Raw genomic sequence first — 14,287 nt, 5'->3', positions numbered from 1 at the left:
GGAACTCGGGAGCTGTCCGAGCTGCGATATTGCTCGTCCTGCCGGGAAAACCCGTTCGGCAATATCCTTCGCCATTCTCACCCGTATTTCCAGACGCGCTCTAAGGCATTTTCACGCGGCGCCGACGGTAGCTCTCTCGCTGGGCTATAGGCCGCCTGAACACGGCTTCGACCTGTCGACGATTAAACGAAAGAAGGATCGCCTATGCCTGTGTCGAATCTGAATATTTCGGCCACGAGTTTGCTGAGCGTGGCGGGGGTCGCAGACAAGCCTGATGCGGCCTTCCGCTTCGATGATAAAGGCGAAATGACTGTCGCTCCTCGCAGCTTATTTGGCAAGATGGTGGCATTCATTACCGGCAAGGACAAGTCCGCAACCGAAGCGATTGCCTCCGGCCTCTTGAGTGATCTGCAGGATAAATATGGCTTTGATATTGGCCTGGAGGCCTTCAAATTGGCGCGCCCCAAGGACGGCGCGTTTGACTATAAGAACCCGATCAAGCCTAGCCAAGTGACGGCTGCGAAGGAGTTCGCGGCGTCTTTGACGCTTGAGCGCCAGTGTGACGACGCCGTGAGGGGGGCGAAACGCTACGCGAGCGGGGACTCCTTAGTGAAAATCGCTCGGATGGCGGGGGTAGATTTAGACTCTTTGTCTGGTCAGCAAAAAGAACACTTCAAGCTCCTGTTGGGGGAGCGGGTTTCGCTTACGCCCGGCTGGCCCATGTTGGCGAGGGGGGAGCGGTGGAACCAGGCGGCGGCTGTGTTGAAGCGTGTCGCGGCGATGACGCCGGAGCAAATCAATGCATCCGTGGCGCAGCGAAAACGCGTAGATGCGATTGGTAAAGACGCGTGTCGATGGCTTGCCGAGCAAAGCTGCATGCCGGAGGAAGAAGCGACCGCCCTCCATTTCGCGCGACGGAGTTATGAGAATGAGTTCTCTCAGCGTCTCGCTGGCTTGTGCTTTGAAGCGTCTCAGTTGTCGGACGAGATTGGAATGGCCGACGCACAAGGAGCTGGAAGGGATGATTTCGGCGATGCGCTGATGGTGTCCATGACTCACGTGGCGGAGCAATTCAGTCCTCGTGAGGCTCGGCAGATGTTTGAAGGCGCAATGGCGGAAGGCGGTGCCGGCCGGCTGGCCTTGTTTGCGGCCGCGGGCAATGTCGAGCTCCAGTCATCGGAGGCGAAATCGCCATTCATCCCCCGTGGTGAAAGCGCGCCGAAAGAGCCGAGATCCTACGGAGGGTCGGCTGTGATGCTGCAGATGACGACGAAAACATTGCTCCTTGCGCTTGCCCGGCGCGGTGGCGTCGAGGGTGCATGGGACAATCCTGAGCAACCCGTAGTTCCCGATCCGTCCGCAGCCGCTGGCGACATAGAGGCGGCCGGTGATGCTGAGAGTGCTGATATCGAAGCAGCAGAGAGCGGTGTCGCTGGCGCTTGGAAGCGGATTAATGATGTCGAGAGCGCCGGTGAGAAGGCCGCTGCGCGGGCGTTGAAAGGTACGAAGAAGGAATTGCGCAGCATTTCGAAGCAAGAGGCCAAGGAAGCGGGTTTGGACAGCGCAGCCGAAGCCAATAAATTACTCGGCGCGTTCCATGCCGACACGCGCAGGTTATCGGAGTTGAGGCAGGCGATGGAGGCCGAAAAAGCTGCCAAGGCGGAGATAAAGCTCTCGCCCGAACAGCGTGATCAGCTGACCGCTGCGATCATTAGTGACGCGAGTAAATATATGAAGTCTGCGGGGTTCACGAGTGCGCTGAAAAAAATGGGGGCTGATCAGGAAGCAATCCGGGAAATTCGAGGCGCCATTAAAGCGGAACTATATCGTTGGCTTTCTGACCCTCTAACCCAGACAGTCCTCACCAAGCCGTTGTCTGAGGCAGATCTCGCCGGCGCGATCGATACAGCGATGGCGGCGCAAAGTGTGATGATCGACCACGCGTGCCAGCGGAGCGAGGAGGCCCGGCGTTTGATGGCGCAAGCCCGAAATCAAATGAATAATTTCGAGCGTCAGGGCGTCACCGATACTCTTGAGACATTTTCTGTTGCCGCGGGGCTGAGAGCCGTCGAGCCGTATGAAAGAGACGACGACAGGAAGACGCTCGAAAAGCTTTTGGCTGACTTGGTGCGGCTGAAGATTGCGTTGACCCCCCCGCCGGCTGAGAACGCAGACGGAAATGAAGTAGAAGACGAAAACAGTGCGGCTTCGAAACTCGGCGCCGAGGTGAATGAGCTGATGAGGGAGATCAGCGATTTAACTTCTCCAAACCCGGATGTGCCTAATCCGGAGCCGCCCCCGCAAGCTCCGGCAGACGGCGTAGATACGTGGGCGCAGGGGCTGAAGCCTGCTGAGGCGCTAGACTATCTCGATGATCTGACAGAGTTCAGCGTTCAGAATGCGCTGCGCGGTGTCGAGGCAAATAAAATCCATACTCTTATGCCGGCGCTCGAAGCCTCACTGACCGAAGTGGCGATTGTCCCCGGTGGTAATATCTCCCGTGGCGGAGGTCCTATCGCTGGCGTTGAAGAAATCCAGGGGGAACTATCGGAGCTCGATGAGACGGAGGTTCCAGAGTTAGATCGCAGGTTGTTATCGGCAGAAGGATTGAGCGTTGGCGGTAAGTTCTGGGAAACTGTCTCTACCCCCAATATGCACTACTCAGCTCTACGTAGAGATGGTTTACAAACGGCGCTCACTACTCCTACGCAAGCTGCGCGAGAGCTGAGCGTCGCCATCGGTAACCATCGTCTGGCGGAAAGGGTGTCACGCATTGCGCATCAGGAAATGATCGAGCCGTTTGTCCAGAGGCTGGGCGCTACTGGTGGCTTCAAGCTGGGGGACGGAAGGGTAGGCGAACCTATGGCCCTGGCGGAGGGGGCAGAAATGTTCTTCGCCGTTCAGGCTCAGAACGACGGATCCGTACATGTCGTCAACCGCACGCGTTTGGCGCTCGGAGGCTTCGCGCTGGCGGATAATACGGTGGTCGAACTCAACCCCGACAGATCCTTTGTGGATATAGCCTTCGTGGTGGCGATACGCGAAGAGGGCAATGTTGAGTTTGTTACAATGGCTCCGAGATACGGATATCAGCTTCAAGTTCCCGATAATCCCGCAGAAACGAATAATTCCAATGCGGGATAAGGATCTCTGATCCGGCCGTCAAAGACGGATTATTTGCTGATGATACCAATCTGCTGCCGGGTCGGCTGCGCATGAGGAACTTAGCATGCCGGATCTCCACATTACTGCCCGCCATGTTATGAATGCCACGGTCGGGGAGGCCGAAGATGCCCCGCTGCGTCTGGATGCTGGTAGAATTACCCTCGCGCCGCGCGGGATCTTTGGCATGATCGTTCACTTCATCGCCAAGATCACCAATTCAGATCATGTGGGGACGAAAAAACTACTCAGTGGGTTGAATGACGATTTTCGGTGGCGCTATGGCAGCGAGATCGGTCCGGAAGCCCTTAAGTTGGCGCGAGCCGCCCATGATGCGTCCGACGACACCACGCCGCTCACGCGCGGACAGCTTCACACGGCCGAGGTGTTTGCGCGGGCGCTGACCAAAAACAATGAGCGTCATGAGGTGGCCGATACCGCAATGCGCTATGCCCCGGGAGCGCTTGGCTTTGCAAAAGTCGCCAGGGAGGCCGACGTAAATCCGAACAGCCTCAGCGCGATCCAGAAGCAGCATTATACGGAGCTGCTGCGATATCAGGTCGGTATGGCTGCCGGCGGCCCGGTGGTGAATAGGAAGGCACAGCTAGACATCGCTATCGGGACACTGCGGCATGTCGCACGTATGGATGCAGCTGAGATCGAGGCGTCCAACAAATGGCTGACCGACGTGCGCGATGCCGGCATCAAACTGGCGCGAGACATCGCCGAAGGTGGTAAGCCGGAGCAGCTGGCTTCCTCGCTGCGCAAGTTCCAGGAACTTGCCACCGAGCGCCCACATGATATCGGGCTGCTCGGCCCGGAGGAGGTGCACCCTGGAGAGAAGAACGAATGGGTGGGGATTGCCGTGGGCGTGGCCATTTCCAGCGCCGTCTCGGCGCTCCCAGTACAGGAGGCACGCGATCTCTACAAAGACGCGATGGCAGAAAAAGGTTCGGGCCGGATGGTGGTTTTCGCAACGGCTAGAGACATGGCAGATAAGGCTCCGCCATTGAGCGCCACAGGAGAGACGCTGAGGCATTTTCCGTCTGCAAATGCCAGCAAGCAATTGCACAATACCAATAAAGCTCTACTCAATGCACTTGCCGAGCGTGGCGCTATCGAGACGGCTGAGCGAGAGATTGAGGTCGTCGAACAGTCCGGGAAGGCCATTCGCGCAGATGCTGTCTCATCGGCCGTACCACGCGCCGCTCAACAGTTCATCGACGCGTTGTCTTCCGCCTCGGAAAAACGAGAGCGACAGCCTCATACGCCAGCCACGGGCAACAAGGGCAAGACACCCATCTCGTCGCCATCTGAAATTGCAGCGCGGCGAAGCGCTCCTGCGCCAGTGGCATCGGGCGCTGCGAAGGCTCTACGTGAGCAGCGCAGCCAGGCGAGCGAGTTTCAAGCATCTTCCTCGGGCAAGAGCATCACACGACCTCGGACCCCGCTAGGCAGTAATGTCTACAAAGGTACCAGTGTGGACAAAAAGGAGGCGGAGAGAGAGAGGAGTCGCCCGCAATTTACGGCCATCATGGCGGAGTTTTACAGTTATACGGCTTCCGAAGCGTTCTCCGATAAACTGTATGCAAAGTTAAGCCTTCACGACAGAGATAAACAAGCCGTCACTTTGGCCATGGGGCGCATTCATACGATGGTGACCGCGGCATTTGAGAGTGTGCTTATCGGTCGCCCATCATTAAAAGGCGGCCTTACCCCTGATGAACTCGCGAGCATGGTCGATAGCTGCCTCAGTGAGGAGCTGCGCGACATGGCTATGATCGCGATAGAGGATGCCGCAATTGTATCGCAGCACGTTGGGAACGTGATAGCCGAGGCGGAGCGGTATGTCGAAGCCGGAAAGCCGCATAACGCGGAGCCGCTCGTCAAGGCTATCAGTGCATTGAACGTGGCCGCGTTGGAGAGAAGCGGCTATCTGGAGACGAGATTATCAGATCGCGACCTGTTGAATCGCGACTTGGTTGATGTGAAAGCGGAAATTAAAAAGATCGACGAAAAAAAGCGATCAAAGAGCAGTCAGGAACGCCTGCAGGACGCGGAAAGACGGAGGCAGCTCGCCGCGCGAGCGGAGAGTATTCAAATTCAGATTAGCGAGATTAACGCCACTGTAGCGGCGCGTGGCCCTGGACAAACTCGCGTGAAACAATGGATTTTTGTCCAGCCCGCTGTCATGCTCTGGGCGCAAGCGCAACCCGTGTCAGTGGCGCGGCAGGCTTGGAAAGTCCTCGAGGATGCGCGCGCAGTCCTCGGTGAAGGGTCCGCTGACTTGCGAAGCTTGAGTGTTTCCCTGAGATCTGCCTCAGGCATCGTCGAGGGAAGTGACACATTCGGGCGGTTGAAAGAACTTGAGGGGCAGATAAATATCCCGGATGGTGCCGACGCTGATGACCTGAGGGCGAATCCTCTCTCGCATGGACGGACGGTAGGCAACTCCTTCTGGCGTGATGTTACTGCAGTGAACTATTTCATTGCTGGGGATGCACCAGGCGATCTTCCGAAGCCGCTGGTGGATTTTTCGGCAGTGCCTGTCCAGCAGAGTACAGAGGAGAAACGTGCGGATGTGCGGCAAGCTGCAGAAACGTTTCATGATTTCGTTGGAGATGCGGAATTTGGCGAGAAACTCTCTCGCGTCCTGCATCAGGGGGTTATAGGGCCTTTCCTGGCAGAATTCGGGCCAGGAGGTTCGCGGCCGCTCAACTTTGAGGGCCGGAATGTGGTGCTGCTCGGTGGAGACGACAATTACAATCCAGGGGTGGTTGGGGATGGCGGCGGTTTAAACATATTCCTGAAGAAAAATAGGGATGGGTCCATCCATGTGAACGTTGCATACAAGGGCGCGCCTACCCGTTTCGCCTCGGACAACAACCAGACTGATGTGAGGGCATTTGACCCCGCATTTTCTCTTCTGGAGATCTCGTTCGGAGCAGATATTTCAAAGAGCGGTTATCTAACACTGAATTCCGGGTCATCGTATAAGTATCGCTTGGCTGCAGCCATTCCGGATCGTAATGCACCATCTGCAGCGCGCCAACCCAATGTCACCGCAGCGCCCACTCCGGTGGCGTCAACTGTCTCATCAACCTAACTCGGAGTCGAAGCGATATGAGTTCGCACCTTTCCAATCAAGTGAATGGCGTCCTGGAGCAGTTCGGAGCACAGGTAGGGGTTCCTTCCTGTGCACTCGACGATGAGGGCGGTCTCGAATTCGCGCTGGACAACACGCATGTCAGCCTGTTGCTCGACGAGGACAAAGGCGCACTGTTGATGCTCTCCACTCTGGGACGGCCTCCCGCGACTGCTGAGACCTACGGTCGTCTTTTGGATGCGAATTTTTTCTGGTCCGATTTCGATGGTGTCACGTTGGCGCGCGATTCCATCAGCCAGGCGATTGTACTGCAGCGATCGCTGGCGGTAGAGGGACTTGATTACCCCAAGTTCGAACAAGGCTTGCAGCGCTTCGTCGAGACCGCGGAGCGATTGGTAGGCATCCTCGGCGCCGAGGAAACGCAAGAAGACGAAGCAGGAGAGCGCATGCCAACGACGACCACAGACTCATCCGATCACTTTATCCGCGGCTGAATTTGACGGCTGGCGCTCCGGGGGATCGCGGAACCAGTCTGGTAGAAGAGTCGGCGCTGTATAGGCGATATTCTTGCTCGACGTGCGGCCTTCACGTGCGATGCATTACGCCGTCGGTTGGGGGGCTGGCGGCCCGTCCGTGTTCGTTATAATGCAGCTTGCGGGCCTAGCGGATGCGGCAACCGTGCTTGATGGCATGGACAGCAATGTCGCCGTATGCTCCATCCGCGGGCGTGCAGGCAGTTTAAAGACTTCTCATTGTTAGCCGAAGTACCAGTGCCAGCTAAGGCCGTATCACCATCTGCGGACGCTGATCGAGGAACGAGGAAGCAACGTCGGCGGTCCGCATACCGCTGCTCAGCGCGGACCAATGCACAGCGGCATCGCAGAATAACGCGGTCAGTCGGCCGAATTCCGCATCATCCGCTACGTCTGCCACCAGAACGAGTTGTCCTTCAGCATCCATACACAAAATCTCGGCTCCGCGATCCGCGTGCCGAAAGAAGTGGCGCATTAAGCGGCGCAATTCAAGTTCGTCGCTTGGCGGCAGGCCCAAGCGGCAGCTTAGTCGAACAAAGCGGTTTAATGCTTCAGCACGGATCGTGGTTCCATCGACTGTGAAAGCGAGGGCTTGGCCGGTTCCGGAATCTGTTTGCAGCCGAAGCAGCCGCAACAACCGCTCAAGCGAAGGATGGGCAACCGTGCTGGAGAAATTCGAACTTGGCATGGCCGTTTCGCAACCCATTTGCAATCTTGTTAAGGCCCAGTAGTAAGCCTGTGCGTACCAACACACTTCTACCGCTCCCTGAATCCCATCCATGACCAGTTCTGGGGATGCCGGGCGCCTAAGCCTGAGCCAACCTTTAATCGATTGGAGACGCGCCATTCGACTCGGGTCGGCTGGACGCGAAGATCACAAGCCAGCTCGTAATTATTGAGCGAGCACGAAAGCACGGGCTAACGAAGGCGTTAGGGGGCAATTGAGCGATGGATGCCCTGGTCCGGAAGAGTGGGGAATTCGAATACGTCTTTCGCATCGCCTCTCAGGCCATTGCCGAGGCCACGCCGATCACTGTGCGCGGACGTGTGCTCCAAGTGTTGGGCACGATCATCAAGGCTACAGTACCTGGAGCGCGCATTGGCGATCTCTGCATCCTGCACAATCCTTCAGACGGCTCTGAGCTGCCGGCGGAAGTGGTGGGCCTGACGCGCGACTCAGCGATCTTGACGCCTCTCGGCGACCTTGGTGGCGTCTCAACGCTGACCGAGGTGCTTCCCACTGGCAAGCCTCATATGGCGCCGGCGGGCCGTGCGTTGCTGGGCCGAGTGCTGGACGGGATGGGGCAGCCGCTCGATATCGCGGAGCGAGGACCGCTGCGGCCGGATGCCTATGTTTCAGTCTACGCTGACGCGCCGGACCCACTTACGCGGCGGGTGATCGATACGCCAATGCCGCTTGGTGTGCGCGCTCTGGATGGCATGCTGACCTGCGGAGAGGGCCAGCGGATGGGCATCTTCGCTGCGGCTGGCGGCGGCAAGTCGACACTGATGTCTATGCTGGTGCGTGGCGCGGCAGTCGACGTCACGGTTATGGCGCTGATCGGCGAGCGTGGGCGCGAAGTGCGCGAATTCATCGAGCGCGATCTGGGACCTGAAGGGCGCGAGAAGTCGGTGGTAGTGGTCGCGACCTCGGACCGCTCTTCAATGGAGCGCGCCAAGGCGGCCTACGTCGCGACTGCTATTGCCGAATGGTTCCGAAATCAGGGTATGCGCGTGTTGTTCCTTATGGACAGCGTTACTCGCTTTGCGCGTGCGCAACGAGAGATCGGCTTGGCTGCCGGCGAGCCGCCAACGAGGCGCGGTTTCCCTCCCTCGGTCTTTGCCACGTTGCCCAAGCTGATGGAGCGCGTCGGTAATAACGACAAAGGCTCGATCACGGCCTTCTATACCGTCCTGGTTGAAGGTGATGACATGTCCGAACCAATCGCGGATGAGACGCGCTCCATCCTGGACGGACATATTGTGCTGTCACGTGCGCTTTCGGCCGCTAATCACTTTCCCGCGATCGACGTGCTAGCTAGTGCCAGCCGCGTAATGGGGGCTATCGCCAGCAGCGAGCATCGTGCCCTTGCCGGGCGTATCCGTACGCTGATGGCAAAGTACAATGAGGTCGAGCTGCTGGTGCGTATCGGCGAATACAAGCCAGGCAGTGACAAGGTGGCGGATGAGGCCGTCAAAAAGATCGAGCACATCCGAAGCTTCCTCAAGCAGAATGCGCAAGATCCAGTGGGTTTTAACGATGTGCTGAAGCAGATGGCGGAGGCGCTGGCATGAAGCTCGCCGTCATCCGTCAGGTGCAACGCGTGAAAGTGTTGCAGGCCGATCGCGCCGAGCAAGAGGAGCGCGCCCGCCGCGCAGGCTTGGAAGCCGCGGCGGCAGCGGTAGAGACCGCGCGAGCCAATCTGGAGAGATGGCGGGAAGAGATGCCGCGCCGCGAGGCTGCGATCTATGACGCCATCATCGGTAAGCTTGTCGATCTTGAGGCGCTGGACGCGTGTAAGGCTCGCGTGGTTGAACTGCGTGAACATGAGGCTCTACTTGCCAAGCGCCTGCAAGACGCGGAGGGCGCTGCGACGGCTGCACGTGAGGCGTTGGAATTCGCGAGCCAGAAGCTCGCGCACGCACGGCGCGCAGTTTCCAAATTTGATGAGTTGGTTGCAACTCTTAGGGCGGCAGAACTTCTGGATGCGGAGGCCAAGGAAGACGCCGAACTCGAAGAGGCTGCAGAAGCGGGCCATCGCGTCAGTAAGGAAGGGAACGAGGATGAATGGGACAAAGCCGCCTGACAGCGTTTCCTCCGGGCCACAACGTGCCGGATGGCAACGTGAGTCACAACAGCCCACGACGGCACCTGATGAGTTGCAGCACGCGGCCACACGTCTCGATACGCTGTTGACGCGTGGCGCTAAGAGTTCCGCCCCTCCGACAACTCGGGGCAGAGCTGGAGAGGCGAGCCAGAGTAACGATTCTAACTTAAATGGTGCTGAGTCGACGTCCAGCACAGTCTCTGCCGGTGCCGAGCGGCTACTCGCTTTTCTTGGCGGTGGTACTCGGGCCAAGGCAGACGAGCATAATGCTGACAAGTCTCACATCGAAGCCCGCGCGGAGGGAAACAATCCACAGTCCGGCGGCGAACTCGGCCGCCTCGGGCCGGATAGGCGCGAGGACAAAGAACACGGTGGCGGTGGCGAGCATGATCGCGATGATGGGAAGGGGACGCCTGTCGATCCCTCCATGCTGGCGGGCTGTGCGACGCAGATGGCAGATCCCACGATCACCCCCTTGGACGGACAACAGCCGGACCAGCTTCAACCTCGTAGCGCCGAGATTGCGGAGTTGGTGGACAAGATCGCCGAGCGCGTACTGGTCGGGCAGCGTGCCGATGGTCAGACCGAGATACGAGTGACGATGCGTAGCGATCTGCTGGGCGGCTCGGAGGTAAGGATCGCGCGCGGCGATAGCGGGTTAGAGCTGCACATCGATGCGACCTCCGACGCCGCGCTACGCACTGTGCAAGAGCGCGGCGATGAATTGGTGCAGAGTCTGGCGGACCGGCTCGACAGTCGCGTCACACTCCAGCTTGCGGATCAGCGGCGCGCTGGAGATGAGGGTCAACGCCAGCGTTCAGCCGGATATGATGATATTCTTAGTTACGTAGCAGAGCGGCGATGATCGATCTGCCGGAGATATCTCTTCTGGCGGCGAATGCCGCGACGCGGCTCGCTCTCCGCTTGCCCGTTCAGTTCGATCTGGGCGGCCAGCTATTGCATGCGGAACTGGCCGGACAAGACCTACCAGGAGTGCCTGCCAACTGGAGATCGGTCCAAGCGGGCATTGGGCGAGGCAGCGCTTTAGTGCATCTCGATCCCTCGTTATTACCGCAGACCGCGCTGGACTTGTGGCCAGAGGCGGAGATGGTGGGCGTGCCGGAGGATCTACGCACGATACTTCGTGGCGTTTTGCTGAGCGACCTGGCAACGCAAATAGAGCAGTACGTCGGTGAGCGGATCGTCTGGACAGACTCCGATGACGCACTGCGCCCCCACAGAATGGCGCTTCGAAGAGTGGCTGCGAACGAGGTTTGGGTCGCCTCTGTTGCCTTGGACGATGCTGGCCTGCATTGGCTCGCTGATCGGATAGAGCGACTGCCGCCGCTTCGCTCGGCGCTAGACGATCTGCCGGTGATGCTCATCCTTCGCCTGGACGACTTCAGGATGACGCAAGGCGAGCTAGCGGGACTCGAGATCGGTGACGTCGTGCTGCTCGACCGTGAGCCATTCACGGACGATGGGGGGCTGATGCTGGTTGCCAGTCTGCCAAACGGCGCCGGCTGGCGAACCGAGTTGAAGGCCGGAACTCTCTCTATTCTCTCGATACTGGACAAGATAATGAACAACCCTGAAGAGGCATCGCCAGATGCACTCGATGATCTCCCTATAGAGGTGGCTTGCGAAGTTGGCCGCATCACCCTGTCACTTGCTGAGCTGCGCGAAATCGCTCCCGGCCAGGTTCTGGATCTCGGCCTGGACGCGACAGAAGCTATATCGCTTCGTGTGAACGGACATGTGGCCGCGATGGGCGAGTTGGTGCGCATCGCCGACCGTGTGGGTATCCGTCTAACGGATGTAAAGGGAGCCCGTCGTTGAACGGCTTGGCTAACGGCATGGGGATGCCAGATCCAGCCACGCTTATCGTTCTGCTTACAGCAGTGGCACTGCTTCCCTTCATCGCCATTATGGCGACCACCTATGTGAAGTTGGTCGTGGTACTGGGGCTCGTTCGCAACGCGCTCGGCGTCCAGAACGTGCCGCCGAACATGGCGCTGAATGGGATCGCCATTATCCTGACTGTCTACATCATGGCACCCGTTGCTATCGCTTCCTATCAGGCGGTGCGTGACCGCCCGGTGGATACACGGAATATGGAAAGCTTAGCCGACATCGCTCGGGACGGCGCTAAGCCCTTCCTCCACTTCCTCGAACGCAATACCACCCCGGCCGATCGGGCCTTCTTTGTCGACACTACGCATCGTCTGTGGCCGAAGGATCAAGCGGATAGCGTAACCGATCACGATATTTTGGTGCTAGTTCCGGCGTTCACAACGGCCGAGCTGACTAAGGCGTTCAAGGCTGGTTTCCTACTGTTTCTGCCTTTTATCGTGATTGACTTGATCGTCTCCAACATATTGCTGGCGATGGGAATGATGATGGTCTCACCAATGACGATCTCTCTACCGTTTAAGCTGTTCCTCTTTGTGATCGTCAACGGGTGGCAGAAACTGATCCAGGGACTTGTACTCTCCTATGCGGGGACCGCTGGCTGATGAACAGCGCTGAGATCGCGAGTTTGACGACAAATGCGCTGACACTGGTCCTTGTGCTGTCCATGCCACCGATTGTCGTCGCGACAGTAGTCGGCGTGGTGCTCAGTCTGATCCAAGCGATCACACAAATCCAGGAGCAAACACTCTCCTTCGCAGTCAAGCTCATCGTCGTCAGTGTGGTGATCCTTGGTACGGCGTCTTGGCTCGGTGGGGAATTGTACCGGTATACGGAGCGCGTCTTCGATAGTATCGGGCAGATCTGACCATGGATAGATTTGCCGACCTGCTAGCTGGCCGCGATCTCTCGTTGCTGCGGGAGTTCATGGTGGTCGGTAGCATCGGCATCGCGCGTTTGACGGCGGTATTCCTGATTACGCCATTTCTCGGAAAGGGAGTGCTGACCGGTTTGGCTCGCAACGGCGTCCTAGTTGCACTGGCGCTGCCTGCACTGGTGCTGGTGTTCAATACTCGCCCGACAAATCTAGCGGAGCTCAATCTGTTTGCGGTGCTAGCGCTGGTGCTGAAGGAAACATTGTTGGGCGTGATGATAGGCATGCCCTTCGCGGTGCTCTCCTGGGGGATCGAAGGCGCAGGTTTCATGATCGATAACCAACGCGGATCGACGATGGCGAGTTCAATGGATCCGGCCACAGGCAACCAGTCCTCGCCGCTCGGAATTCTGTTGGCGCAGCTCTACACGGTGTGGATGTTTGCTGCTGGCGGCTTCTTACTCCTGCTCGACCTTCTCTATCGCTCATTCACGCTCTGGCCAGTCTGGGATATGTTGCCTCAGTTCAATTCAGGCTTGGTGCCAGAGACACTTGCTATGCTTGATCGCGTGATGCTGCTGACTCTGCTGATTTCCGGGCCGGCACTGATGGCGATGTTCCTTTCAGAGATGGGGCTGGCGCTGACAAGCCGTTTCGCACCACAGCTGCAGGTCTTTTTCATGGCCATGCCGGTGAAGAGTGCGGTCGGCATATTCGTGCTGATCCTTTCGCTCGGCGCCATCATGCATGGTTTGACACAGCGCCTCGCCGAGCAAGCCGGGTCCCTCACTCTGCTCCGCGGATGGCTGCAGTGAGTGGCGAGAAAACAGAACAACCTACGGCCAAGAAGTTACGCGATGCGCGAAAGAAGGGGCAGGTCGTTTCCAGCAAGGAGATTACCTCATCCCTCCTTATCCTGTCTTTCTTCACGTTGCTGGCTGCCACCCTGCCAGGGTTAGTCGAGCGTCTTGAGCGTCTAATCCTGCTCCCAGTTCCGTTTCTCGATCTGGATCTCATGGATGCTGCACCACCTCTTCTGTGGGATTTTGCTTGGGCGATGATCATCATCCTCATTCCATTCCTGATGATCGCGGTAATCGGCACCATCGTCGCGACGACGGGGCAGTTCGGATTGTTGATGAGCTTCGAGGCGGTGAAGCCATCGATGAAAAAGCTTAACCCGGCACAATACTTCAAGAAGACTTTCGGTCTTCAAAATCTCATCGAGTTCCTGAAGTCGCTGATCAAGATCGCCGTACTATCTTTTATCATCTACATCATCATTCGAGATGGTTTAAACGCCATGGTGCTGGCGCCGAGTTGTGGCGTGCCCTGTCTACGTGCTGTTCTGGGCGAGATGCTATTCACCCTCGCGACTTGGTGCACCGCGCCCTTTGTAATCATTGCCGCCGGCGACTACTTCTTCCAGAAGTGGCAGTTCAACAAGAAGAACATGATGTCGAAGGACGAGGTGAAGCGCGAATACAAGGAGAGCGAAGGTAACCCTGAGGTCAAGGGTATGCGCAAGCAACTCCATCAGCAGATGCTTCAAGAAGGCAGTGTTGATCGAGCCCGGAAGGCGACAGTATTGGTCACCAATCCCACTCATATCGCAATTGCTATTTTCTATGATCGGGATACGACGCCACTGCCCATTGTTACTGCAATGGGCAAGGGGACAGTTGCGTATCGCATGATCGAGGCAGCAACGGAGGCCGGCGTGCCGGTTATGCGGAATGTGCCATTGGCCCGCGCTTTGCTCGATGAAGGGGGGATCGACCAGCATATACCGACCGATCTGATTGAATCTTTCGCAGAAGTACTGCGAGCGGTTCAGAATCTGACGCCCCATTGATCCCTTTGGCGCCGCAAG

Annotated in this window: 12 protein-coding genes; 11 read left to right on the top strand and 1 reads right to left on the bottom strand. The window is 58.0% G+C overall.

Features of this window, described 5'->3' with window-relative positions; all coding sequences use genetic code 11:
- Nucleotides 1-204 precede the first annotated feature (204 nt).
- The 3 genes from HYPMC_RS16060 to HYPMC_RS16050 all read left to right on the top strand — a co-directional run bounded on the left by HYPMC_RS16060 (nucleotide 205) and on the right by HYPMC_RS16050 (nucleotide 6,762).
- The gene (locus HYPMC_RS16060) at nucleotides 205-3,144 is read left to right on the top strand and encodes a hypothetical protein (RefSeq protein WP_013949084.1); all 2,940 of its coding nucleotides are present in this window, start codon (nucleotides 205-207) and stop codon (nucleotides 3,142-3,144) included.
- An 85-nt stretch (nucleotides 3,145-3,229) separates the two neighbouring features.
- Nucleotides 3,230-6,268 carry a hypothetical protein gene (locus tag HYPMC_RS16055; protein WP_013949083.1) on the top strand — a complete coding sequence of 1,013 codons (3,039 nt, stop codon included), beginning with the start codon at nucleotides 3,230-3,232 and terminating at the stop codon, nucleotides 6,266-6,268.
- 17 nt (nucleotides 6,269-6,285) lie between these two features.
- Nucleotides 6,286-6,762 carry a type III secretion system chaperone gene (locus HYPMC_RS16050; RefSeq protein ID WP_013949082.1) on the top strand — a complete coding sequence of 159 codons (477 nt, stop codon included), beginning with the start codon at nucleotides 6,286-6,288 and terminating at the stop codon, nucleotides 6,760-6,762.
- Between the two features lie 283 nt (nucleotides 6,763-7,045).
- Here HYPMC_RS16050 and HYPMC_RS16045 read toward each other — a convergent pair whose 3' ends face one another.
- Entirely contained in the window at nucleotides 7,046-7,582 is a 537-nt protein-coding gene (locus tag HYPMC_RS16045; protein ID WP_157135461.1) for a CesT family type III secretion system chaperone, read from the bottom strand.
- Between the two features lie 167 nt (nucleotides 7,583-7,749).
- Between HYPMC_RS16045 and sctN the strand changes: the two genes are divergently transcribed.
- The 8 genes from sctN to sctU are packed head-to-tail and all read left to right on the top strand — an operon-like array spanning nucleotide 7,750 to nucleotide 14,269.
- The gene (sctN, locus tag HYPMC_RS16040; RefSeq protein ID WP_013949078.1) at nucleotides 7,750-9,096 is read left to right on the top strand and encodes a type III secretion system ATPase SctN; all 1,347 of its coding nucleotides are present in this window, start codon (nucleotides 7,750-7,752) and stop codon (nucleotides 9,094-9,096) included.
- Nucleotides 9,093-9,608 (top strand): YscO family type III secretion system apparatus protein, encoded by a 516-nt coding sequence (locus tag HYPMC_RS16035; RefSeq protein WP_013949077.1) that lies wholly within the window; start codon nucleotides 9,093-9,095, stop codon nucleotides 9,606-9,608. The genes sctN and HYPMC_RS16035 overlap by 4 nt, the downstream gene beginning before the upstream one ends.
- The gene (locus tag HYPMC_RS24310) at nucleotides 9,586-10,494 is read left to right on the top strand and encodes a hypothetical protein (RefSeq protein WP_013949076.1); all 909 of its coding nucleotides are present in this window, start codon (nucleotides 9,586-9,588) and stop codon (nucleotides 10,492-10,494) included. The genes HYPMC_RS16035 and HYPMC_RS24310 overlap by 23 nt, the downstream gene beginning before the upstream one ends.
- A complete protein-coding gene (gene sctQ / locus HYPMC_RS16025; protein ID WP_013949075.1) occupies nucleotides 10,491-11,468 on the top strand; it encodes a type III secretion system cytoplasmic ring protein SctQ in 978 nt (325 codons plus the stop codon). The genes HYPMC_RS24310 and sctQ overlap by 4 nt, the downstream gene beginning before the upstream one ends.
- Nucleotides 11,465-12,145, top strand: a complete 681-nt coding sequence (gene sctR / locus HYPMC_RS16020) for a type III secretion system export apparatus subunit SctR (RefSeq protein ID WP_013949074.1) — start codon at nucleotides 11,465-11,467, stop codon at nucleotides 12,143-12,145. The genes sctQ and sctR overlap by 4 nt, the downstream gene beginning before the upstream one ends.
- Nucleotides 12,145-12,408, top strand: coding sequence for a type III secretion system export apparatus subunit SctS (gene sctS / locus HYPMC_RS16015; RefSeq protein WP_013949073.1), 264 nt, complete (start codon nucleotides 12,145-12,147; stop codon nucleotides 12,406-12,408). The genes sctR and sctS overlap by 1 nt, the downstream gene beginning before the upstream one ends.
- A gap of 2 nt (nucleotides 12,409-12,410) precedes the next feature.
- Nucleotides 12,411-13,229, top strand: coding sequence for a type III secretion system export apparatus subunit SctT (gene sctT / locus HYPMC_RS16010; protein WP_013949072.1), 819 nt, complete (start codon nucleotides 12,411-12,413; stop codon nucleotides 13,227-13,229).
- Nucleotides 13,226-14,269 (top strand): type III secretion system export apparatus subunit SctU, encoded by a 1,044-nt coding sequence (gene sctU / locus HYPMC_RS16005; RefSeq protein WP_013949071.1) that lies wholly within the window; start codon nucleotides 13,226-13,228, stop codon nucleotides 14,267-14,269. The genes sctT and sctU overlap by 4 nt, the downstream gene beginning before the upstream one ends.
- The last annotated feature ends 18 nt before the right edge of the window (nucleotides 14,270-14,287 follow it).

Origin of the sequence: Hyphomicrobium sp. MC1 (genome assembly GCF_000253295.1) — a bacterium.
GTDB lineage: Bacteria > Pseudomonadota > Alphaproteobacteria > Rhizobiales > Hyphomicrobiaceae > Hyphomicrobium_B.
The sequence above is the reverse complement of the archived record's forward strand: the minus strand, read 5'-3'. Positions and strand labels throughout refer to the sequence as shown.